Origin of the sequence: Bacillus cereus group sp. MG1 (genome assembly GCF_040460035.1) — a bacterium.
GTDB classification, from domain to species: domain Bacteria; phylum Bacillota; class Bacilli; order Bacillales; family Bacillaceae_G; genus Bacillus_A; species Bacillus_A cereus.
Window position 1 is genome coordinate 3,439,507 of the sequence record NZ_JARVGY010000001.1, and the last position, 22,696, is coordinate 3,462,202.

Below are 22,696 nucleotides of genomic sequence, written 5' to 3' on the forward strand. Positions count from 1 at the left end.
AGCGGCCAGCTATTTTAAATTTAGTGATTAATTGTATCTTGAAGAAATTCTGTTGCTTGATGTTCAGTAACATTTTGTACGAGCGCGACTTCGCTGATCATCATTTTTCGTGCATTATCTAGCATTTGTTTTTCGCTCGCATTTAATGTTCTCTCTTTATTACGGCGAAGTAAATCCCGAACCACTTCTGCGCTATCTTGTAAATTGCCATTTTTCATTTTTTCCATATTCATTGTATATCTTTGTTTCCATGAGAGTGATGGGTCTGACTCCCCGTTTTGAAATTCAAGAAGTATATCATCTAACGTACCTCGATCAACGATATAACGAATACCTGATTTTTTTAATTGATCCATCGGAAGCATTACTTGCATATCTTTACTAATGATGCGTATCACACAATATTGACGTGAAGTACCTAATATTTCTTTCTCTTCAATTGCTTCGATGATTCCTGCACCGTGCATTGGATAAACGATTTTATCACCAATTTGAAACAAATCATCCACCTCCATATGTGGTAACCACTTTTAATGATAGCATACGTATGTAAAAATGTCAAATTTTATATGGTAACATAATATTTATATTCGAGTCAATAAGATAAAGTGCTTTTTTATGTTTTTTTTTGAACTTATTTATCCCGCATTAACGGGCAATAAGACCCCCACCTCAAAATTCAGCGAAAGCAAAGAAGTTAGGTGGGTGGTCGGGCTGATTAAAGTTTCACTTTATAGTGATTTTTTTAGAAAAATAGTACAGGTGAGAAAGAGGGCATATCCACTTATTTTTAAGCATAAAATGTAAAAGCGCTAATACAATATACCTAAATCCGTTCTTTGCAAAGGAGGGAGAGAAGGTGGGGCGCACAATAAAAATTGATATTACAAATAAAGTTGTAGCTAAATTTAGACCAAATTATTTGGAATTATATACGAGTAAATTTATGATAGGTAAGTTTTATGTCTATACTGAAGATAAAAAATATGTGTTAGAAGACGGATATATATATGAGAATGGAAAGTTTTATCGCATCATAGATACGCACCGTGGCAATAATCAAGCGGCGGAGGGCTGCGATCTAGGATGGTGTTAACATGATTCGTGTGAAAGTGTTTGATGAAAGTCACGAAAAAGACTTAGAAGACGCTGTGAATGTGTTTTTGAAAAAGATTGATGATAGCAACTTTGTAGATATTAAGTATCAAGTTGGTGTTTCCATTAACGACGATGAAAACCAAATTTATTGTTTTTCAGCAATGATCGTTTATAAAGCATAAAAAAGAGCTGGCTCACCCAGCTCTTTTTTATGTTTTATGTTGGGACAACATGTGTCGGTAATACGTTCATAATAGATTGGGGTGTGCCTAATTTCTTTGTCGTTAAAAGAGGCTCCCCTGTTTCATGATTTTGGGCATCTTTACACATACCAAGGTGATAACGATCACCTAAAAATGGATCAATATAAAAACCGTTTTTGAATACTTTATCATTCGGATGTTTTTCATGATGAATATCAGAACAGTTAATGCAATAGAACATAGCTTTCATCCCCTTTTTATTTTTGTTTGAAAAAAGTGAGTCGGTAGTCATTTCGCTCCTGAGGAAATGTTGAGGAGAAGAGAAATAACTACCTACTCAAATGGTGGGCATATTCCTTCTGATTTGTCATATCTCGCGTATTGTCCCTTGAGGGAAGGAGGAGAGACGAAGTACGCATGATATAAGTAAGGCGCTTCTTTCAATATGAATGATGGAGTTTCATGTTGAGAGAAGTTTTTATTTTGTATTGCCTTTGTGAGTATATTATGAGGGAATGCTAAGAGGGTGTTTGTCCTGTTGAAAAAATGTTGAGAATTTCTCAACAGTAAAAGAATTGGCGTTGACATGAAACTAAAAGGTGTTATATTATCGAAGTATAACCAAAAGGTGTTATGTTGTAACGCCGAGTAAAGGAGAATGAAAATGGAACAACAAAATACATTAAATGATATTAAACAAACAATCGTTTTTAACGCGTCTATTCAAAAGGTATGGAGTGTAGTATCAACTGCAGAAGGGATTGCGTCATGGTTTATGCCAAATGATTTTGTATTAGAGGTAGGACATGAATTTCATGTGCAATCACCATTTGGGCCATCACCATGTAAAGTGTTAGAAATTGATGAGCCAAACCATTTGTCTTTCTCATGGGATACAGATGGCTGGGTTGTTTCATTTATTTTGAAAGACTTAGGAGATAACAAAACAGAATTTACGTTAATTCACGGCGGCTGGAAACATCCTGATGAAATTCTTCCGAAAGCAAATGCGAAGAGCTCTATTATTCGCGATAGAATGAGCGGTGGTTGGGTAGCAATTGTAAATGAAAAACTGAAAAAGGTTGTCGAAGGCTAAGTGTCCTCGTCAGCAGCGAAATATGATGTATTTCAAGCAATTGCTGATCCAACCCGCCGAGAAGTAATACGGTTATTAAGTGACAAAGAGTTACCGATTTCCAAAATAACGGATCATTTTCCGATGAGTCGTACTGCGGTTGTAAAGCACCTTCATATTCTTTCGGAAGCGAATTTAGTAAGTGGAAGAAAAAGCGGAAGAGAGAAGATATATCGTTTGCATCCAGAACCATTAGAAGAATTACAACAGTGGCTCTCATATTATGAACGTTTTTGGGATAATAAATTATCCATGCTGAAACATATTGTGGAGAATGAAGAATAAAAAAAGGATGACCAAAATGGTCATCCTTTTTATTGTTGCTCACTTGTTTGTGTAGCTGGCTTTAATAAAAGCCAACCGATAATTAATGTACATACTGCTAATACGAAAGTGCTCATATAAATAACGTGTACACTTGCAGCTAATGCGGATTGTGATTCAGTGGCTACACTTGCTGTAGTCCCGCCGTGTCCACCAGATACAAGATCAAGGTTTTTAATGCCGCGTGCATGAATCATCGTATTAAAGATTGTTCCAAAGATTGCAGCACCTAACGTTTGACTGAATGTATTAATAAATGTGTTTAAACCAACGGCTGTTCCGCGTGTATGAGCTGGTACGGCTGCTTGAATTGTTACCATGTAAATCGGTGTCACAAGCCCCATTCCTAAGCCGAATAATCCGACTGCTACATAAATAAGGAACGATGGTGAATTTGTTGATAGTGTAAATAATAAGAACGTAGCGACTGATAAAATGCTAGCTCCAAGTAAAATGATTTGTTTCGTTTTTAATTTGCCTACTAAGTTACCAGAGAAAATAGCGCCAAATGTCCACATAACAGGGATTGGCATTAAAATAAGTCCAGCTTCTGTAGCATTTTTCCCTAATACACCTTGGCTCCAAATTGGAAGGTACATTGTAATACTAATAATCATTGCGCCAGCAATAAGAGTTAATATATTTATCGTAGATAATGTGCGGTTAGAGAAAAGTGCTAGCGGAATTAATGGTTCTGGAGATTTTTTCTCGATGAATAAGAAAATAATAAATGAAATCGCGGCAAAGATTAATAGGCCGATAATTGTCATGTCTCCCCAGTTTTGCTTACTGCTACCTGTTAATAATGCATATAGTAGAGCGATTGTACTTAATGAGAAGACTGTTGCACCAAGATAATCGATATGATGCTTAGCAGCTTTAATAGATTCTTTGTAGTAAATTGCAATCATTAAGCAAGCGATAATTCCGAATGGAACGTTTAGGAAGAAAATATAGCGCCAAGAAAGGGAATCAACTAAAAATCCACCTACTAACGGTCCGATAACACCGGATACACCCCAAACGGCACTCATCCAACCTTGTGCTTTCGCGCGGTCTTTCGCTTCGCTATATAAGTCTCCAATAATCGTCATTGTGATTGGCATAACAGCACCAGCACCGATACCTTGAAGCGCGCGGAAAAAGATTAATTGTTCCATCGATGTAACGACTCCGCAAAGTGCAGAACCGACTAAAAAGATTGTAGCTCCGATCAGTAAAACTTTTTTACGGCCAAATAAATCAGCGAGCTTTCCGTATATTGGAGTCGAAACAGCTGTTGCAAGCATATAAATTGCATATACCCAACTAACAAGTTCGACGCCTGACAAATCACTCGTTATACGAGGGATTGCTGTACTAACAATCGTTCCTTCTACCGCAGAAAGAAACGTCATTAACATTAAAGACATCATGACTTTTTTTCTCATTTGTTTTCCCCTTACCCTTTTTTAAATATTCAACAATATAAAATATAAAGGTACTAAGGTAAATAAAGCAACAAAAAAGCAATGGAAAGTTACATGGAGCAGATATTTGTCGTTTCTTCTCGGTAAGTCGATAAATTTGGAAAATCGCCGATATAAGTTGCAGAATCGCTGATAAATTTGGGGAATCGCCGATATAAGTTGCGGAATCGCTGATATATTTGTGGAATTGCTCATATAATTTCATGTACCTATAAAAAAAGAAACAGGAATCCCTGTTTCTTTTTTTAATACTGCATTTTCGCGTTTTCTCCAGCTGTCGTTCCGGCAATTCTACCAGTAACAAGGGCTGATGTAATATTATAGCCACCAGTATAACCGTGAATATCAAGAACTTCTCCGCAGAAATATAAGCCGTTCGTAAATTTAGAAGACATTTCTTTCGGGTTAATTTCTTTCACGGATACACCGCCGCCAGTAACGAATGCTTTTTCAATTGACTGCGTACCATTTACATTCACAGTAAACTCTTTAAAGTCTTTCACAAGTGCACGAATCTTTTCGTGAGAAACTTGTCCAGCTTGTTCGCTACCGTCAATTTCATTTTTTTCTAATAAGAATAGGAAGTAACGTTCAGGAACATAACCTTTTAAAACGTTTTTAATTCCTTTTTTCGGATCTTCTTTCATTTGTTTCAGCATGCGCTGAAATAGTTGCTCACTATTTTCCTCTGGCAATGCATCAATACTCATTTGTATTGTATTCGTTTTAAACTTTTTCAGTGCTTTCACGACGAATTGACTACAGCGAAGAGCAGCGGGTCCGGATAGGCCGAAATGAGTGAAGAGCATGTCCATTTTGTGAGAAATGATAGCTTTTCCTTTCGGGTTTAATACACTTAAGTTTATATCACGTAAAGCAAGGCCTTGTAATGAGCGGTCACGTATAAACGGCTCGTTTGAAAGGATAGGTACTTCTGTTGGGAATAATTCTGTGATTGTATGACCCGCTTTTTCAGCCCAAGCATATCCGTCTCCAGTAGATCCAGTTTGAGGAACTGATTTTCCGCCAACAGCGATAACGACGTGATTTGTTTCTAACACTTCACCTGTTTGCAGTATAACTGCTTTCGTTTGACCATTTTCATATTCAATCGTTTCAACAGGCGTATTTGTACGAATTTTTACACCTAAGTCTTTTAATCGTGTTAAAAGTGCGTCTACAACAGATTGTGCTTTGTTTGACACAGGGAACATGCGACCGTGGTCTTCTTCTTTCAATTTAACACCAAGATTTTCGAAGAATGTAATAATATCTTCATTATTAAAAATAGAAAAAGCGCTGTATAAGAAGCGACCGTTTCCTGGTATATGTTTAACAATTTCATCAAGTGGTAGACGGTTCGTTACGTTACAGCGTCCGCCACCAGAAATTGCAAGTTTACGCCCAAGTTTATTTCCTTTATCAAGAAGTAAGACATTTGCGCCTTCTTCTGCAGCACCAATTGCAGCCATTAGCCCAGAAGGACCGCCGCCGATGACAATAACATCATAATGCATAATATATCGACCTCATTTTCTACATTTCCTGCCTAAAAGAATAGCATGTTTTCCCTTAAAAGAAAAATAGAGTGAAGTACTGCTTAATGAGAGAATTGTGGTACAATACAAAAGTTAGAGTTCAGCACTATCCTGCCATTTGTAGGCGATAAGACTAAAACCTCAAGATTTAGGAGAAGTAAATAGGGAGTCTGTTAGCCTGTAAATGCTCGAATGGTTCAACTAATAAGGAGTAGGAGAGAAGTCTCCAACTAATTATAGTTTCACTTTATGTAGATGTAGGAGGATTTTTGTATGTCCGATTCGAAATTTCTGCGCGGAACGCTTATTGTTACGCTAGGGACATTTTTAGTAAAGTTCTTAGGCATGATTTACGTCTTTCCGTTTCATGCATTAGTAGGAACAGAAGGCGGAACGCTCTATACATATGGATACATTCCATATACGATCTTTTTAAGTATCGCAACGGCAGGTGTGCCACTTGCTGTTTCAAAATTTGTTTCCAAATATAATGCGCTTGGCGATTATAAAACGAGCCGGAGAATGTTCCGCTCGGGAATGGTTATGATGATAGTAACAGGAGTTCTTTCGTTCCTAGTACTGTACATGACGGCGCCATTGTTTGCAGAAGCGATGCTTGGTAAACAAAGTATACACAATAATGTAGGAGAAGTTACGACGATTATTCGTCTTGTAAGTTTCGCACTTATTGTTGTACCAGCAGCGAGTTTAATTCGTGGTTATTTCCAAGGTCACCAGTCTATGGGACCAACTACCGTTTCACAAATTATTGAACAAATTATTCGTATCGTCTTTTTATTAGCAGGTAGTTTTATCGTTATTAAAGTACTTGGCGGTACAGTTGCAACAGCAGTTGGAGTAGCGACATTTGCTGCGTTCGTTTCAGCGGTTGGAGCACTCGGTGTGTTAATTTGGTACTGGTTAAAACGTAAAAAATATTTGGATCAATATCTAATTGAACAAACTGTACCAGAATCAACAGTAAGCACCGTTCAATTGTTTAAAGAGTTATTTGCATATGCGATTCCTTACGTTGTAATTGGGTTAACAATTCCTTTATATCAACAAATTGATACATTGACATTTAACTCAATTATGCAGGCGATTGGTCAAGGTGATATCGCAGAGCGAGCTCTCGGTATTTTCACAATGTGGACGCATAAGTTAATTATGATTCCTGTATCACTTGCAACAGCGTTTAGTTTAACGCTTGTACCAGCAATTACAAAATCATTTACTGAAAAACAATACCGCTATTTGAAATTGCAAATTACACAAACATTCCAGGCGAATATGTTTTTAACATTGCCAGCAGTTGTCGGTATTTCTTCACTGGCATATCCAATTTATACTGCGTTTTACGATTCAGATCCACTAGGTGGACAAGTATTAATGTGGTATGCACCAGTTGCGTTGTTATTCGCTTTATTTACAGTAACAGCGGCAATCCTGCAAGGTATTAACCAGCAGAAGCATGCGATTATTGCGCTTATAATGGGCGTTATTTTGAAATTTGTATGTAACGTAATCTTTATTCGTTATTTCGGTACAGTAGGAGCAATTCTAGCAACAGCAGTTGGTTTCTTAGCTTCTGTTTGGTACACAAATCAACAAATTAAAAAATACGCACACTATTCATTCGGTGTTGTATATAAAAGAACATTCCAAATTGCAGTACTAACACTTATAATGGTCGTTGCTGTAAAACTATCACAATGGCTTCTATCCTTCATGATTTCGCCTGATGGCCGTATTGGTGCTCTTATAACAGTTGCAATTTGTGCAGGTATTGGCGGTCTTGTTTACGGATTGTTAGCAATTCGCACAGGAGTACTTGAAAGAGTATTTGGCGGAGAAGCATTAGATAAAATTCAACGTAAACTTGGTAGTAGATTTAAAATAAAGTTGAAATCAAGAGGGGCGTAATTACGTCCCCTTTTCTATGATAAATAAAGAAGGTGAAAAACGTGAGATTAGATAAATTATTAGCAAATATGGGATATGGAAGTAGAAAAGAAGTAAAGAAATTATTGAAAGACGGCGTTGTGAAAATTGATGGAACGCCAGTAAAAGATGCGAAAGTTCATGTAAATGTAGAAGAGCAAGAAGTTATGATTCACGGTGAAGTTGTGGAATACAAAGAATTTGTTTACTTAATGATGCATAAACCACAAGGTGTTATTTCAGCGACGGAAGATGATAATCATGAAACAGTAATAGATTTATTAGAATTAGAAGATGCAATCTTTGATCCGTTCCCAGTTGGACGACTTGATATCGATACGGAAGGTTTCTTATTGATAACAAATGATGGGAAGTTATCACATCAATTATTATCTCCGAAAAAGCATGTGCCGAAAAAATATTATGCACACGTTGCAGGAGTAGTAACAGAAGAGGATGTAAAAGAGTTTGCTAAAGGTGTTATTTTAGATGATGGCTATGAAACGAAGCCAGGTGCACTTACAATATTGAAAAGCGATGATATTTCTGAAATTGAGCTTGTGATTACGGAAGGGAAATTCCATCAAGTGAAGCGTATGTTTGAAGCGGTAGGGAAAAAAGTAGTCTACCTAAAGAGAACAGAGATGGGTCCGTTAGTATTAGATGAAGAACTAGAACTTGGACAATACCGAGAGCTAACAGATGAAGAAGTAGAAATGTTAAAAACATATCAAGTAGATACTGAAAAGTAGTACCTTTATAGGCGCAGAAAAGACCCCTTTCTAATTATTAGAAAGGGGTATGTATTTATTTACATACAATTATTTTTCATTATGAGGTCATTCTCACTTTCTTTCCTGTTGTTGTCCACTTACCGCGGCAAGGGCTATACACGAGTTCATTAAACTGCAACACATTTAGATCACGTTGTATCGTTCGCGGTGTGATCCCGAACTCATCTACAAGGTCTTTCGTCGTTACCGTTCCGTTTTCATTGATGTACATATAAATTGATTTAATGCGTGTTAGCATACGAGTAGTTGTAGGTTTCAAGAGAAAACCACTCCTCTACTAGTTTTTTTGACCCCATTCAGGAAAGAAGGTCGTTACTACCATTGTACTCTACATGATAAAATTCATGCTTTAATCTACTTAAATTTTACAGAAATTTAACAAATATTCATATAGAAAAATATTGGTAGTTGACATTGTATATATGGTCAGTCAACTAACACATAAAATTCTACGTAAAACGCCAAATTCCTGCAAATTTTTTTGAAAAAATAAAAGAAAAACTAATAAGAAATATCTGAAATATTACAATTGTTCGGTATTTAGTTTTCGTGTATGGCATAAGAGATTTCGGTTTGTTATGATGAAAGAAACAATATAGTGAAGGATGGATGCGTGATGTCAGCAATTAATTGGACAGAAGAAGTTGCGAAACGAAAAGATGATTTAATTCGTGATACACAACAATTTTTACAAATTAAAAGTGTATGGGAAGAAGAATCGGCGAAAGAGGGCGCACCATTCGGTGAAGGTGTAGAAAAAGCTTTATCTTTCATGTTACATAAAGGAGAAACTGAAGGTTTTGCTTCTAAAAATTTAGAAGGATATGCAGGTCATCTTGAAATGGGACAAGGAGAAGAGTTAGTAGGCATTCTTTGTCACGTTGATGTTGTACCAGAAGGAGATGGCTGGACGACTCCTGCATATAGTGCGGATATTCGCGATGGAAAGATTTTTGCACGTGGTGCAATTGACGATAAAGGCCCAACGATGGCAGCATATTATGCGATGAAAATTGTGAAAGAATTAGGCTTACCTCTTTCCAAACGTGTTCGTATGATTATAGGAACAGATGAGGAAAGTAATTGGAAATGTGTAGATCACTACTTTAAAAATGAAGAAATGCCAACAATCGGTTTTGCACCAGATGCAGACTTTCCAATTATTAATGCAGAAAAAGGAATTTCTGACATACAAGTTGTGCAAAATGGTAGTGAAGAGAAAAAAGGTACATATGAACTTGTTTCATTTGATTCAGGGCGCCGTTTAAATATGGTTCCTGATTTTGCAGAAGCGGTTATTACAGGAGAAGATGTAAATGCACTTACAGTAGCATATGAAGAGTATTTACAAACTGCTAAAAAAATAGGGAAATCGACTATAGAAGGAAATGCAGTGACGTTGCAAATAGAAGGAATTTCAGCGCACGGATCTACTCCTGAAAAAGGAGAAAATGCAGGTTTATTATTAGCAAACTTCTTAACTACAGTTTCACTTGATGGAAAAGCAACTGCATTTGCGACATTTGCAACAGAAACATTTACTGGTGATATTTTTGGTGAAAAAGCTACTATTGCTTATAAAGATGAAATTAGCGGTCCGTTAACAGTGAATGTCGGTCGCATTTCTTATACGAAAGAAAACGGTGGTAACTTAGGGCTAAACGTACGTTACCCAGTTACAACTAACTTTGAAGAAACAATTGTGAAGTTGAAAGAATATGTTGGTACGCATGGTTTTGAAGTGGCTGACTATTCTAATTCTCGCCCACATCACGTCGATAAAGATCACGTATTAATCCGTACGTTACAACGTGTGTATGAAGAACAAACAGGTGAAAAAGCAGAACTATTAGCAATCGGCGGCGGTACTTATGCTCGTTCATTAAAAGCTGGTGTGGCATTTGGCCCGCTATTCCCTGGAAAAGAAGAACTTGCACATCAAAAAGATGAGTATATCGAAATTGAAGACTTATTAAAAGCAACAGCAATTTACGCGCAAGCAATTCATGAATTAGCGAAGTAATGGATATATAAATAATGTCCGCTCTCTATTTTGGAGAGCGGCTTCTTTTTACCTGAATGAGATAAGAAAGAAAAGCAACAATAGAAAGAAGGAGAAGATGTACATGGAACTGCATTATTTTGTCGCAATTACGTTACCGAATCATATAAAAGAAATGCTGTATAACTATAAAAAGGACATGCAAGAGGAATTACAATTTCGTTCATGGGTACATAAAGAAGACTATCATATTACCCTTTCATTTTTAGGGAGTGCAACGGAGGAACAATTAGAGGGAATAAAAAATGGATTACAAACAGTTGCAGAAACAAAAGAACTATCGTTCACGTTACAAGGTTTTTCAACGTTTGGTAGGGAAAATCAGCCCCGTATTTTTTGGGCGAAGGTAAGTGAGAATCACGATTTGTTTCAGTTGCAAAAGCAAGTACATGCCATTTGTGAAGAAAATGGATTTTCTCTAGAAATACGCCCGTATCACCTGCATATTACCGTTGCTCGTAAATGGATAGGAGAAGAAAAGTTTCGTTTAGAAAGTATAAAAGAAGTGCCTGAAATATCATTTCAAGCAGATACAATTACTTTATACGAATCCCACGTGAAAGAAACCCCGAAGTATAAATCGATTGCTGAAATAAAATTACAAAAATAGAATGTTGAAAACGTTTTTTATGCAGGTGAATATACTATAGAGAAGAATGGAGTTACTGTATAGAGTCTTGTTGATAAGAAAAGCCTTATCATTTGCAGCTCATTTTATCTCGCCTAATTGGTGAAGGCTAATAATAAGTGAGGATGGAAAAATTTTCTCGCTCATTAAAGTTTCACTTTATTTTAACTTTGAGAATGATGGTGATTTTTTTATGTTGAAAGTAAAACGTCCATTTGATGCCTATTTAGATGAAATGAATAAAATTACAATTTTGCTCCCACATGCGTATGGAACAAGTCGGACATTTCGTTTGCAAGAAGGAAGTAATGTGAAAGATTTACCGATTGCTCATACTATTGCGCTTCCAGATGCAACGAAGTATGAGTGCTTTATAGAAGAGCCGCTAGATGTGGGGAAGTATTATACAGTACGAGATGAACGGAATGAAGAAACTGATTTACAAATAGGTGCTGTTATTCGAACAAAAATTTTCGATGAAAAGTATTATTACGAAGGTACAGATTTAGGTGCTGTGTATCAAAAACAAGAAACGACATTTAAAGTATGGGCCCCAACTGCAAGGCTTGCGAAAGTAAGAATTTATAAGAGTGATAAAGAATATACCGATCATGAAATGTACAGGGGAGAAAACGGAGTTTGGATTCAAACATTACAAGGTGATTTAGACGGAGCACGCTATACATTTCTTGTTTGTATTAATTTAATATGGAACGAAGCGGTGGATCCTTACGCAAAGTCAGTGACTGTAAATGGAAAGTATGGCATTGTTATCGATTTAGAAAAGACGACTGTAACGAAACGAGAGCAATTACCACCATTACAAGCAATGACAGATGCCATATTGTATGAATTGCATATTCGTGATGCTACTATTCATCCGAACAGTGGAGTGAGTAAAAAAGGGACGTATAAAGGGCTAATGGAAGAAGGAACAACAGGACGAAATGGGACATTGACAGGTTTGTCTCATATAAAAGATTTAGGCGTTACGCATGTTGAATTATTACCTTTATATTGTTTCGGTGGTGTAGATGAGGCGAATCCTTCGTCCGCCTATAATTGGGGATATAATCCATTATATTACAATGCACCAACAGGATTTTATGCTACAAACCCCTCTGATCCGTATAACAGGATAGTTGAGTGCAAACAACTAATTGAAACATTTCATGAACAAGGTATTAGGGTGATTATAGATGTTGTATATAATCATGTTTATGAAAGAGAGCTATCATCATTTGAGAAGCTTGTTCCAGGATATTATTTTCGTCATGGTGAAGATGGTATGCCTTCTAATGGGACGGGAGTCGGAAATGATGTAGCGTCTGAACGGAAAATGATGAGGAAATTCATTGTAGAGTCTATTTTATATTGGCTTACTGAATACAATGTCGATGGATTCCGATTCGACTTAATGGGAATTTTAGATGTTGATACAATGAATATGATAGAGAAAGAAGTGCGAAACATAAAACGAGATGCTTTGTTATTAGGAGAAGGATGGGATTTACAAACACCGCTTCCTCTTGAGGAAAAAGCAACGTTAAATAATGCGAAGAAAATGCCACATATCGCGCAGTTTAATGATCAATTTCGTGATGGGATAAAAGGGAGTACATTTCATATAAATAAGCGTGGTTTTGCATTTGGTGGGCATGTAGACTGTAATCATTTGCAGTATATTGCAGCAGGAAGTCTTTTAAGTATGAAAGAAACAGGGCTGTTTTTAGAGCCGGCGCAAAGCATTAACTATGTAGAATGTCATGATAATATGACGATGTGGGATAAACTAGTGCGCAGTAATGAAGAATCAGAAACGATTTTGAAAAAACGTCACCTATTAGCGAGCGCAATGGTTATTCTTTCACAAGGCATTCCTTTCTTACACGCAGGGCAAGAGTTTTATCGTACGAAGAAAGGAAATGAAAATAGTTATAATGCAAATGATGAGATCAATCAATTAGATTGGGATCAAAAAGAGAAAGAGATAGAGACCGTTAACTATATAAAAGGTTTAATTGCGATTCGTAAAGAGCATGGGGCATTCCGATTACAAAATGCAGACCTTATAAAAAAACATATGACTTTTTTACAAACATCTACAGAAGTACTTGCATATCACCTAGAGCATGCAGAATCGTTTGGGCCGTGGAAAGAGATTATCGTCTTATTTAATAGCGGTTTAGAAGCTAAAACTGTGCAACTTCCGAAAGAAGCAACGTGGCATGTGTTAGTAAACGAAAACGAAGCGAAAATAGAGCCAATTTCTTCATTTAGAGGAAAGGAACTTAGGCTCGCTCCAATTAGCACGTATATATTGACGATAATGTGACAAATCGCTACTTGACGATGAGAATGTAATAAATGTAGAATTGACAAAGGTGACGATTTTGATAAGTTGTCATTCTATGACAGGTTTTGTAAAATAAAATAGAGGATTTTTGGCTTAGGCTAATTTTTCTTTTCATTTACAGTAAAATATATGAATCCACAACATGTGTAGAAATGTTGCGGTTTTTCTTTTCATAACTATAAAAGATAAGGATTTGTTAACGGGTAATGAATATGGAATGGTTGGAACAATTATTAGGAAAAGAGTGGAGTCTTGTACCGGCTGGTGGAGTAACGGGCGATGCATATATTGCGCAAAACGGACAACAGAAGTTATTTTTAAAGCGGAATACATCGCCCTTTTTAGCGGTATTGTCAGCAGAAGGAATTGTTCCAAAATTACTTTGGACAAGAAGGGTAACGAATGGTGATGTAATTTCTGCTCAAAAATGGCTTCCGGGACAGAAGCTAGAGCCAGAGGATATGAAACTAGAACGTGTTGCGAAACTTTTAAAGAAAATACACTCCTCTAAAGCGCTTGTACAGATGATTCAAAGACTTGGGAAGCAGCCGCTTCACGCACAAGAGTTATTACAACAACTGCAACTCGTTTTAAGAGGAGATATAAGGGATGATGAAACAATTCAGCAAGGCCTTCAATATTTAATGGATTCATTAAAAGCTATTGAATACAATGAATTCGTTGTATGCCATTGTGATGTAAACCATAACAACTGGCTATTGTCGGATGAAGATGAATTGTTTTTAATTGATTGGGATGGAGCTGTAATTGCTGACCCAGCTCTAGACCTCGGTATGTTATTATATTGGTACATTCCGCGCCAGGAGTGGAGTGAGTGGCTCGGTTATTATGATATTGAAATGGATGAATCGCTGCTTAGGCGTATGAGATGGTATGTGATAGCACAAACGATTTTGTCTATTCAATGGCATACAACAAAAAAACAGCAAGCAGAAGCTGAATATTGGCATCAATATTTACAGCAACTACTTGCTTCAGAATAATACTTAAGAAAAATTGTCCATTCCAGCAATCCACTGAGTAAGTTGTTCTTGATTATTGGAAATATGGTTGTCCAAATTAGAGGAAGATTTACCCGATTGACTATAAGAATATACATCGTTTAGCATTGTTTTAGCGTCACTACTTATATTATCGTTTGCGAGTAACGATTGAATGAGGCGCTCTAATTGCTCGCATTCTGAAACTGTCCCGCAGCAATCACTTTGGTGGTTGACTAAAATATCTTTCAGCACTTCTAATTGATGTTGTTGATTAATTGGCATGAACGGATCATCCTTTCGATTGTTTTTCTCTTCAAATGTAAGAGAAAAAGCTGTTTCGTCATGGAATGTTTAATGCTGTATGTAGTTTTTATCAAAATGGTACATCTTATACTTGAAAGAAACGGACCGAGTGCTCGTACGTACTTGGTTTTTTGTTTGGTAGATTGATTAAAAAAGAAAGAAGGAATTATTCCTTTAAAATAGCTATGTAAAGAGAGGGAAACATCTATGCGTTTAAGACATAAACCGTATGCAATGGATCGAATTAATGAATATTCACATATCGTAATCGGAAACCCAGAGGAGCGCGCTGGTAGCTGGAAAGAAGTATTTGGAAACGAACAACCAATTCACATTGAAGTAGGTACAGGTCGTGGCCGCTTCATGTATGATATGGCAAAAGCGAATCCACATATTAATTATATTGGAATTGAAAAATTCACAAGTGTTGTTGTAGATGCACTTGATAAATTAATTGAAGAAGAATTACCAAACTTAAAGTTAATTAATAAAGATGCTGAAGATTTAACAGTTTTCTTTGCGAAAGGTGAAATTGATCGCGTTTATTTAAACTTCTCAGATCCATGGCCAAAGAAACGTCATACGAAGCGTCGTTTAACGTATAAAACATTTTTACGTAATTACGAAGAAGTGTTAGTAGAAGGCGGAGAAATTCATTTCAAAACAGATAACCAAGGTCTATTTGAATATTCTCTTATGAGTATGGCTGAGTATGGTATGTTACTAACGTACTTAAGCTTAGATCTTCATAACAGCGACTTTGAAGGTAACATCATGACTGAATACGAAGAGAAATTCTCTAGTAAAGGTCATCGTATTTACCGAGTTGAAGCAAAATATCGTACAGAGCCTATGCAGTAATGCATAGGTTTTTTTACATCTAAAATAATCAGAATTTTATGTTAAGATTAATTGAAAGGGGGATGTGTAATGGAACAGTTACAAATTGGAGATATAAAAGTAACGTGGTTAAAAGGCGGGAATACACATTTAGACGGGGGAGCGATGTTTGGTGTTGTGCCGAAAGTACTTTGGTCACGTAAGTATAAACATAATGATACAAATCATATTTATTTACGAACAGATCCGTTACTTTTGCAAACGAAAGACGGAAATATGCTCATTGATTCCGGAATAGGAAACGGTAAATTGAATGAGAAGATGAAGCGGAATCAAGGTGTAACAGAAGAATCATCGGTTTATGAATCATTAGAAAAACTAGGATTAAAGCCAGAAGATATTCACTATGTTTTAATGACGCACCTTCATTTTGATCATGCATCTGGTTTAACAAAATGGGAAGGTGATCACCTTGTACCAGCGTTTCCGAACGCGAAAGTTTACGTAAGTGAAACAGAGTGGAATGAAATGAGGAACCCAAATATTAGATCCCGTAATACATATTGGAAGGAAAATTGGGAGCCGATTGTAGATCAAGTTGTTACGTTCCAGCAAGAAATAGAAATTACAGATGAAATAAAAATGGTGCATACAGGTGGTCATAGTGATGGACATGCAGTTATTGCTTTAGAAAGCCATGGGGAAACGATGCTTCATTTAGCAGACCTATTACCGACGCACGCACATCAAAATGTATTATGGGTAATGGCATACGACGATTATCCGATGACCTCGATTGAAAATAAACAAAAGTGGATGAAGTATGGTGCTGAAAAAGAGGCATGGTTTACGTTTTACCATGACGCATATTATCGCGCTGTGAAGTGGAATGAGGAAGGGCATATCGTAGAAAAAGTAGAACGGAAAACGAGTATAGAAGCATAAAAATAGGAGGTTGTTCCATCATATTTATTGGAGCAGCCTCTTTTTTATTGTCGGGTTTTGTCGGTAAGTCGATATATTTAAACAAACGCTGATATAAATTGAGTTGCGCCGATATAATTGGGAAATCGCTGATATAAATTGAGTTGCGCCGATATATTCGGAAAATCGCTGATATAATTTTAATCAATACCCGCAATTTCAAAAAAATAAGAGGTTCACCTAATGGGAACCCTCCTTTTTATGCTGCTATAACCTCTAAAACAGTACCTGTTTTAGCATCAACTAAAAATTCAAATCGTTCTTGTATATCATTTAACATTGTTGTAAGACCGCCGCGATAAACTTCATATGCGACATCATATTTTTCAAATGTCTCTGGAACCATATGTACCCAAGAGCCAGTAATTTCACCTTTATGACTTAATGCTTGTTTCACCATTTTCAATGCTTTTTCTGAAGAAATATGGGATTGTTCTTGTACTTTGTTTGCAACGAGATAACCAGCTGCGAACCCAACGCCAAGACCTGCTACTAAACCTTTCCAGCTCATATATTCACCTCAATTCTATAAAATAAAAATAGTGTACCGATAATAATTATAAAGCAAATACAGCTAAAAAAGAAGAAACTAGAAACATTTCGAAAATTTCGTTACAATAAAAGAGGTATTCTACTAAGGTTTGAAAGAAGGGGACTTCGTGAATAAAGAGACATTACAATTATTTCGTACGTTAACAGAATTACAAGGTGCATCAGGTTTTGAACATGATGTACGCCGTTTTATGAAACAAGAATTAAGCAAATATGCGGATGAAATTGTACAAGACGGTTTAGGTAGCGTATTTGGTCTGAAAAAAGGGGACGAAACTGGTCCGCGTGTTCTTGTAGCAGGTCATATGGATGAAGTAGGTTTCATGATTACGCAAATTACGAAAAACGGAATGCTTCGTTTTCAAACGTTAGGCGGATGGTGGAGTCAAGTTTTATTAGCACAGCGTGTACAAGTTATGACGAAGAATGGTCCTGTTATTGGGGTTGTTGGTTCTATTCCTCCTCATTTATTAAGTGACGCGCAACGTGCAAAACCGATGGATATAAAAAATATGTTAATTGATATAGGTGCAGATAGTTATGAAGACGCGATTGAAATTGGTGTAAAACCAGGACAACAAATCGTGCCGATTTGCCCATTCACGCCGATGGCAAACGAAAAGAAAATTATGGCGAAAGCTTGGGACAACCGTTACGGATGTGGTCTTGCAATCGAATTGTTAAAAGAATTAAAAGATGAAACATTACCAAATACATTATATTCTGGTGCTACTGTACAAGAAGAAGTAGGCCTCCGCGGAGCGCAAACAGCTGCAAATATGATTCAACCAGACATTTTCTATGCGCTTGATGCAAGTCCAGCAAACGATGCATCTGGTGACAAAACACAGTTCGGTCAATTAGGAAAAGGTGCTCTTCTTCGTATCTACGATCGCACGATGGTAACACATAGAGGAATACGCGAATTTATTTTAGATACAGCAGAAACAAACAACATTCCGTACCAATACTTTATTTCACAAGGTGGTACAGATGCGGGCCGTGTACATACAAGTAACTCTGGTATCCCATCAGCAGTAATTGGTGTTTGTGCACGCTACGTTCATACACATGCTTCAATTTTACATGTTGATGATTATGCAGCGGCGAAAGAATTAATTACGAAGCTTGTAAGAACAACAGATAAAACGACGTTAGAGACAATTAAGAATAACGCGTAGAGAAGAAGGGCGAAAAACCCTTCTTTTTTTAGGTTGAATAGATGACCCAGCGATGAGTGGTGGCGGTTAGTGCCTAATGGGTGCTCGAATGATGTATTAAGACCGCGGGTAGGAAGAAAGAAGAAGCCTGTTTTTGTGTTTAGGACCAGTAATATTTTAGAAAGCGACCTTCTTTTATGGGGAGAAGGAATTCCCTGATGGTGTGTGGTAGTGGTTGGTACTTAATTTGTGCCGAAGCGGATATTAGAATAGAATGATGAATTTTTATAGAGGTGAACGAAATGAAAGTAGTAGTTGGATCGAAGAATAAAACGAAGGTTGGCGCTGTGGAGAAGGTTTGGAAAGATGCTGAAATTACATCTCTTTCTGTTCCGTCAGGAGTATCAGCTCAGCCTTTCTCAGATGAAGAGACGATGCAAGGAGCGATCAATAGAGCGAAGCGAGCGCTAGAGGACGGAGAAGCTCCAATTGGGATTGGGCTAGAAGGCGGCGTAATGAAAACGGAGCACGGTTTATTTATGTGTAACTGGGGCGCGCTAGCAACAAGTGATGGGAAAGTATTTGTGGCCGGAGGAGCGCGTATTACGTTACCAGACGATTTTTTAGCACCTCTTGAAGATGGTAAGGAATTAAGCGAAGTGATGGAAGAGTTTGTGCAGCGAAAAGATATTCGTAGTCACGAAGGTGCGATCGGTATTTTTACAGATGATTATGTCGACCGTACGGAATTATTTGTACACGTTGTTAAGTTGTTAGTTGGGCAATATAAGTATGACAAAAAGCAAGCATAAACCTTGCACCGTGCGCGATGTATGGTAGTATAAAAGAAAGATTATAACATGAAAAATGTACCCGTTAGAGGAGGAAATATAGATGAAGTCATTAGAAAGCATGGAGCAATTCCAACAGTTAAAAAATGAAGAGAATGTAGTCTTTATGTTCTCAGCAGAATGGTGCCCAGACTGCCGCTTTGTAGACCCATTTATGCCAGAAGTAGAAGAGAAATATAGTGATTTCTCATTTTACTATGTAGATCGCGATGAGTTTATTGATCTATGCGTAAAATTAGACGTATTTGGCATTCCGAGCTTTGTAGCGTACAATAAAGGTGAAGAAACTGGTCGCTATGTAAACAAAGATCGTAAAACACAAGAACAAATCGAAGAGTTCATTGAAGGTTTAAAATAAGGCAATTTGCCAATTGAATTGTAAAACAACCTCTACCTTCGCGGGGGAGGTTATTTTTTTGGAAGGGAGGAAAAAGAGATGAAGATGACAAGTAAAAAGATGAAAGATGAGCTAATAAAGAAATTATCTCGCCCAGAATGGGACTTTCAGTATGATAGTGAGAAAGAAGTTTTACGTATTGAACAAAAAGACTCCAAAAAAGGTATTAACGTATCGCTTCCAGGAGTTGTGGCAAAATGGGAAGTGAACAAAGAAAAGGCAATTGAAGAAGTTGCTTATTACGTACAAGAAGCGCTAATTGCGATGCATAAAGAAGAAAATAGCGGAGCGAAAATTTTACCTGTTATTCGCTCTACTTCTTTCCCGAAACAAGCAGAAGAAGGAAATCCGTTTATTATGACGGATCATACGGCGGAAACACGTATTTACTATGCGTTAGATTCGAATAAAACGTATCGACTAATTGACGAGCGTCTATTACAAAAATTAGAACTTACAGAACAGCAAGTGCGTGAAATGGCATTATTCAACGCACGCTCATTAGGTTATGAATTTAAACAAGACACAGTAGCGGGTAATACATTCTACTTTTTAAACACAAATGATGGGTATGACGCGACTCGTATTTTAAACGAATCGTTACTACAATCGATGCGTGAAAAGATTTCTGGTGACATGGTTGTTGCTGTTCCTCACCAAGATGTATTAATTATTGCTGATATCGTCAACGAAATCGGTTATGATATTATTGCACAAATGACAATGAAATTTTTTGCCGAAGGGCATGTTCCGATTACATCACTTTCATTCGTATATGAAGATGGAGAATTTGAACCAATCTTTATTTTAGCGAAAAATCGGAAGAAGACAGATGGAAAAGAGAAAGGATGAACGAAGTGAACGTTTTTTACAACCTTGAAGGAATTGGTGACACTTTAATTGTTGCCTTACAAGATATTACTTTAGAGAACCGTACTTTTGATCGCAAAGGAGATGTTGCACGCGTATACGATCGTGAAAGCAACGAGACAGCAGGATTCAACATCTTTAATGCATCTTCTTACTTAGAAGTAAAAGAAACAGGCAACCTTACATTAACGAAAGAGCTTGTAGAGAAAATCAACGAAATTTTAGCGAAGAATGGCTTTGAAGAAACAGTAGAAGCAGATCTTTCTCCGAAATTTGTTGTAGGCTATGTAGCTGAAAAAGAAAAACATCCAAATGCTGATAAGTTAAACATCTGTAAAGTAGAAATCGGTACAGAAACATTACAAATCGTATGTGGTGCACCAAACGTTGATGCAGGACAAAAAGTTGTCGTTGCAAAAATCGGCGCTGTAATGCCAAGCGGTATGTTAATCAAGCCAGCTGAGCTTCGCGGTGTTCCTTCTTCTGGAATGATCTGCTCTGCACGTGAATTAGAGCTTCCAGATGCTCCACAAGAAAAAGGTATTCTTGTATTAGAAGATAGCTTTGAAGTTGGACAAGAGTTTAAATTTTAATTGATATAAGAAAAGAGAGGTTGTCCTTTTGGACAGCCTCTCTTTTTTTGTCATTCTTTGTCGGTAAATCGAAATTTCGTGTTAAATCGTTGATATATTGAGAGTTGTGATAGATATATTTAAAAAATCGTTAATATGATAAGGATGTCACTTTTTTTCTTAAAATCTATATTGTATTTTATAAACAATCTAGTTAAAATTTAGAAAAGTAGAAGGGGATAGAAGTATGAAACAGCAACCAAAAATCGCAGAACTTCTAAAACGAATTGAAACTTCAAAACAGCAAGATGTTGAGCTAGGTACTTATGAAATATATTTGTTTAGTGAAAGTGAATTGGAAAAAGGACAAATCGGTTACCGATACGATAAACATAAAAATTCATTAATAAGTGAAGAACACGGAAAATGGAAAGAAGAATGGATTACAATTGGATATGAAACGGATATGGGCGATCCAGTTTTCGTAAATATAGATGATGCCGCTTATCCGCTTTATACTGCAGAACGTGGTACAGAAAAATGGCAACCAGTTTATATTGGAAATATAGATGAGATTATAGGGCAATTATAAGAAAAACTTTGAATCCGGTGCAAAGTGATGGGAGAGAAGTATGAAGTATATAAAAATAATGAGCATGATTGCATTCATTGGAATATATATGGCCGGTTGTTCACAAGGGCAGCCGAAAAAAGAAACTACATCTTCTATACAAGAGAAAAACAAAGATACCAAAGAAGACGCACCGGTAGAAAAGCAACAAGAAAAGAACGAAGAATCGCAAGCAATTCAAACGAATGAGCAAGTAGAACATAAGCAAGAGGAAGTATCATCTGATGAAAAGAAAGAAGAAACTACGCCAGTGCAGCCGACTGAGCAACCAGTGCAAAATAATGAACAAAAAGTAGAGAGTAATGAAAAACAAGAGAAGTTTCTCGTCGTTATTGATCCAGGGCATCAACAAAAAGCGAATTTAAATTTAGAGCCGATTGGACCAGGGGCAACAACGCAAAAATATAAAGTGACAGACGGTACAACAGGTGTTGTGACGAAAAAGAGAGAGGCTGTACTTGTATTAGAAATGGCTTTTTTATTAAAAGAAAAGCTTGAAGCAAAAGGGATACAAGTATTAATGACGAGAACATCACAAGACGTTGATATAAGTAATAAAGAAAGGGCGACATTCGCAAATAATCATAAGGCTAATTTATTTTTACGTCTTCATGCAGATGGTTCTGAAAATCCAAACCAAAGTGGATTCGCTGTATTGACGCCGGCAGAAGGAAGTCCGTATACGAAAGAGATTTATGCGGAAAGTCTTCAAATCTCTCAAACGATTGTAAATAAAATGAGAGAGAATCAACAAGTGAAAGTGAATGGAATTAAATTCAGGGATGATCTTTCTGGATTTAATTGGTCCAAAGTACCTGGTGTACTATTAGAACTTGGGTTTATGTCAAATCCTGAAGAAGATAAAAAATTATCTGACTCGCAGTATGTAAATTCCTTGTTGCAAAGTGTAACGGATAGTGTAGATGAATATCGGAAGAGTAAAGCTTAAACGCAGTCTTACATGAAAGACTGCGTTTTTTT

General features: G+C 36.8%; 26 protein-coding genes. 19 read left to right on the forward strand and 7 right to left on the reverse strand.

Translation table 11 applies throughout. From position 1 onward, the window contains the following. Nucleotides 1-20: 20 nt before the first annotated feature. Nucleotides 21-515 carry a CarD family transcriptional regulator gene (locus QCI79_RS18090; protein WP_000451444.1) on the reverse strand — a complete coding sequence of 165 codons (495 nt, stop codon included), beginning with the start codon at nucleotides 513-515 and terminating at the stop codon, nucleotides 21-23. A gap of 344 nt (nucleotides 516-859) precedes the next feature. On the opposite strand from QCI79_RS18090, the gene QCI79_RS18095 reads away from it, so the two are divergent. Continuing rightward, the gene (locus tag QCI79_RS18095) at nucleotides 860-1,096 is read left to right on the forward strand and encodes a DUF2553 family protein (RefSeq protein WP_000533804.1); all 237 of its coding nucleotides are present in this window, start codon (nucleotides 860-862) and stop codon (nucleotides 1,094-1,096) included. A gap of 1 nt (nucleotide 1,097) precedes the next feature. Further along, nucleotides 1,098-1,280, forward strand: a complete 183-nt coding sequence (locus tag QCI79_RS18100) for a sporulation protein Cse60 (RefSeq protein ID WP_000621751.1) — start codon at nucleotides 1,098-1,100, stop codon at nucleotides 1,278-1,280. Between the two features lie 34 nt (nucleotides 1,281-1,314). Here the strand turns inward: QCI79_RS18100 and QCI79_RS18105 are convergent, their stop codons facing one another. Then, nucleotides 1,315-1,542: a DUF3973 domain-containing protein gene (locus tag QCI79_RS18105; protein WP_000498988.1), complete on the reverse strand. Its 228-nt coding sequence runs from the start codon at nucleotides 1,540-1,542 to the stop codon at nucleotides 1,315-1,317. Between the two features lie 423 nt (nucleotides 1,543-1,965). Here QCI79_RS18105 and QCI79_RS18110 point away from each other — a divergent pair, with 423 nt between their 5' ends. Both QCI79_RS18110 and QCI79_RS18115 read left to right on the forward strand, forming a co-directional pair. Beyond that, nucleotides 1,966-2,397: an SRPBCC family protein gene (locus QCI79_RS18110; protein ID WP_000437767.1), complete on the forward strand. Its 432-nt coding sequence runs from the start codon at nucleotides 1,966-1,968 to the stop codon at nucleotides 2,395-2,397. Next, entirely contained in the window at nucleotides 2,398-2,721 is a 324-nt protein-coding gene (locus QCI79_RS18115) for an ArsR/SmtB family transcription factor (RefSeq protein ID WP_000098837.1), read from the forward strand. Between the two features lie 29 nt (nucleotides 2,722-2,750). Here the strand turns inward: QCI79_RS18115 and QCI79_RS18120 are convergent, their stop codons facing one another. Together QCI79_RS18120 and QCI79_RS18125 are read right to left on the reverse strand one after the other, a co-directional pair. Then, on the reverse strand, nucleotides 2,751-4,190 hold the full coding sequence (locus tag QCI79_RS18120; RefSeq protein ID WP_001228008.1) for an MDR family MFS transporter: 1,440 nt from the start codon (nucleotides 4,188-4,190) through the stop codon (nucleotides 2,751-2,753). 284 nt (nucleotides 4,191-4,474) lie between these two features. Next, nucleotides 4,475-5,746: a BaiN/RdsA family NAD(P)/FAD-dependent oxidoreductase gene (locus tag QCI79_RS18125; RefSeq protein WP_000558859.1), complete on the reverse strand. Its 1,272-nt coding sequence runs from the start codon at nucleotides 5,744-5,746 to the stop codon at nucleotides 4,475-4,477. 294 nt (nucleotides 5,747-6,040) lie between these two features. Between QCI79_RS18125 and QCI79_RS18130 the strand changes: the two genes are divergently transcribed. Continuing rightward, nucleotides 6,041-7,693 carry a putative polysaccharide biosynthesis protein gene (locus QCI79_RS18130; protein ID WP_001284029.1) on the forward strand — a complete coding sequence of 551 codons (1,653 nt, stop codon included), beginning with the start codon at nucleotides 6,041-6,043 and terminating at the stop codon, nucleotides 7,691-7,693. Nucleotides 7,694-7,734: 41 nt separating this feature from the next. Further along, a complete protein-coding gene (locus QCI79_RS18135) occupies nucleotides 7,735-8,463 on the forward strand; it encodes a pseudouridine synthase (RefSeq protein ID WP_001234947.1) in 729 nt (242 codons plus the stop codon). A gap of 79 nt (nucleotides 8,464-8,542) precedes the next feature. Here QCI79_RS18135 and QCI79_RS18140 read toward each other — a convergent pair whose 3' ends face one another. Then, nucleotides 8,543-8,764 carry a DeoR family transcriptional regulator gene (locus QCI79_RS18140; protein WP_000805512.1) on the reverse strand — a complete coding sequence of 74 codons (222 nt, stop codon included), beginning with the start codon at nucleotides 8,762-8,764 and terminating at the stop codon, nucleotides 8,543-8,545. Nucleotides 8,765-9,121: 357 nt separating this feature from the next. Here QCI79_RS18140 and pepV point away from each other — a divergent pair, with 357 nt between their 5' ends. The 4 genes from pepV to QCI79_RS18160 all read left to right on the forward strand — a co-directional run bounded on the left by pepV (nucleotide 9,122) and on the right by QCI79_RS18160 (nucleotide 14,555). Continuing rightward, on the forward strand, nucleotides 9,122-10,528 hold the full coding sequence (gene pepV / locus QCI79_RS18145) for a dipeptidase PepV (RefSeq protein WP_001274251.1): 1,407 nt from the start codon (nucleotides 9,122-9,124) through the stop codon (nucleotides 10,526-10,528). Nucleotides 10,529-10,631: 103 nt separating this feature from the next. Further along, nucleotides 10,632-11,177: an RNA 2',3'-cyclic phosphodiesterase gene (gene thpR, locus QCI79_RS18150; protein WP_000419000.1), complete on the forward strand. Its 546-nt coding sequence runs from the start codon at nucleotides 10,632-10,634 to the stop codon at nucleotides 11,175-11,177. A gap of 211 nt (nucleotides 11,178-11,388) precedes the next feature. Beyond that, nucleotides 11,389-13,530, forward strand: coding sequence for a type I pullulanase (pulA, locus tag QCI79_RS18155; RefSeq protein WP_000921745.1), 2,142 nt, complete (start codon nucleotides 11,389-11,391; stop codon nucleotides 13,528-13,530). A 227-nt stretch (nucleotides 13,531-13,757) separates the two neighbouring features. Then, a complete protein-coding gene (locus QCI79_RS18160; RefSeq protein ID WP_001986674.1) occupies nucleotides 13,758-14,555 on the forward strand; it encodes a phosphotransferase family protein in 798 nt (265 codons plus the stop codon). Between the two features lie 3 nt (nucleotides 14,556-14,558). Here the strand turns inward: QCI79_RS18160 and QCI79_RS18165 are convergent, their stop codons facing one another. Continuing rightward, a complete protein-coding gene (locus QCI79_RS18165; protein WP_001122235.1) occupies nucleotides 14,559-14,837 on the reverse strand; it encodes a YtzH-like family protein in 279 nt (92 codons plus the stop codon). Nucleotides 14,838-15,065: 228 nt separating this feature from the next. On the opposite strand from QCI79_RS18165, the gene trmB reads away from it, so the two are divergent. Then, entirely contained in the window at nucleotides 15,066-15,719 is a 654-nt protein-coding gene (gene trmB, locus QCI79_RS18170) for a tRNA (guanosine(46)-N7)-methyltransferase TrmB (protein ID WP_001239385.1), read from the forward strand. Nucleotides 15,720-15,788: 69 nt separating this feature from the next. Next, nucleotides 15,789-16,643 (forward strand): YtnP family quorum-quenching lactonase, encoded by an 855-nt coding sequence (locus tag QCI79_RS18175; protein WP_000436862.1) that lies wholly within the window; start codon nucleotides 15,789-15,791, stop codon nucleotides 16,641-16,643. A gap of 238 nt (nucleotides 16,644-16,881) precedes the next feature. Here the strand turns inward: QCI79_RS18175 and QCI79_RS18180 are convergent, their stop codons facing one another. Next, the gene (locus QCI79_RS18180) at nucleotides 16,882-17,193 is read right to left on the reverse strand and encodes a PepSY domain-containing protein (RefSeq protein ID WP_000118543.1); all 312 of its coding nucleotides are present in this window, start codon (nucleotides 17,191-17,193) and stop codon (nucleotides 16,882-16,884) included. Between the two features lie 148 nt (nucleotides 17,194-17,341). Here QCI79_RS18180 and QCI79_RS18185 point away from each other — a divergent pair, with 148 nt between their 5' ends. From QCI79_RS18185 to QCI79_RS18215, 7 genes are all read left to right on the forward strand, one after another. Further along, a complete protein-coding gene (locus QCI79_RS18185; RefSeq protein ID WP_001031507.1) occupies nucleotides 17,342-18,415 on the forward strand; it encodes a M42 family metallopeptidase in 1,074 nt (357 codons plus the stop codon). A 281-nt stretch (nucleotides 18,416-18,696) separates the two neighbouring features. Next, entirely contained in the window at nucleotides 18,697-19,206 is a 510-nt protein-coding gene (locus QCI79_RS18190) for a DUF84 family protein (RefSeq protein ID WP_000869937.1), read from the forward strand. Nucleotides 19,207-19,288: 82 nt separating this feature from the next. Next, nucleotides 19,289-19,603 carry a thioredoxin family protein gene (locus QCI79_RS18195; RefSeq protein WP_000838193.1) on the forward strand — a complete coding sequence of 105 codons (315 nt, stop codon included), beginning with the start codon at nucleotides 19,289-19,291 and terminating at the stop codon, nucleotides 19,601-19,603. 78 nt (nucleotides 19,604-19,681) lie between these two features. After that, nucleotides 19,682-20,494 carry a DUF1444 domain-containing protein gene (locus QCI79_RS18200; RefSeq protein ID WP_000784588.1) on the forward strand — a complete coding sequence of 271 codons (813 nt, stop codon included), beginning with the start codon at nucleotides 19,682-19,684 and terminating at the stop codon, nucleotides 20,492-20,494. Continuing rightward, entirely contained in the window at nucleotides 20,491-21,105 is a 615-nt protein-coding gene (gene ytpR, locus QCI79_RS18205; RefSeq protein ID WP_001006761.1) for a YtpR family tRNA-binding protein, read from the forward strand. Before QCI79_RS18200 ends, ytpR begins: the two co-directional genes overlap by 4 nt. A 226-nt stretch (nucleotides 21,106-21,331) precedes the next feature. Next, the gene (locus QCI79_RS18210) at nucleotides 21,332-21,676 is read left to right on the forward strand and encodes a hypothetical protein (RefSeq protein WP_000813342.1); all 345 of its coding nucleotides are present in this window, start codon (nucleotides 21,332-21,334) and stop codon (nucleotides 21,674-21,676) included. 40 nt (nucleotides 21,677-21,716) lie between these two features. Next, the gene (locus QCI79_RS18215; RefSeq protein ID WP_000874054.1) at nucleotides 21,717-22,664 is read left to right on the forward strand and encodes an N-acetylmuramoyl-L-alanine amidase; all 948 of its coding nucleotides are present in this window, start codon (nucleotides 21,717-21,719) and stop codon (nucleotides 22,662-22,664) included. Nucleotides 22,665-22,696 lie beyond the last annotated feature (32 nt).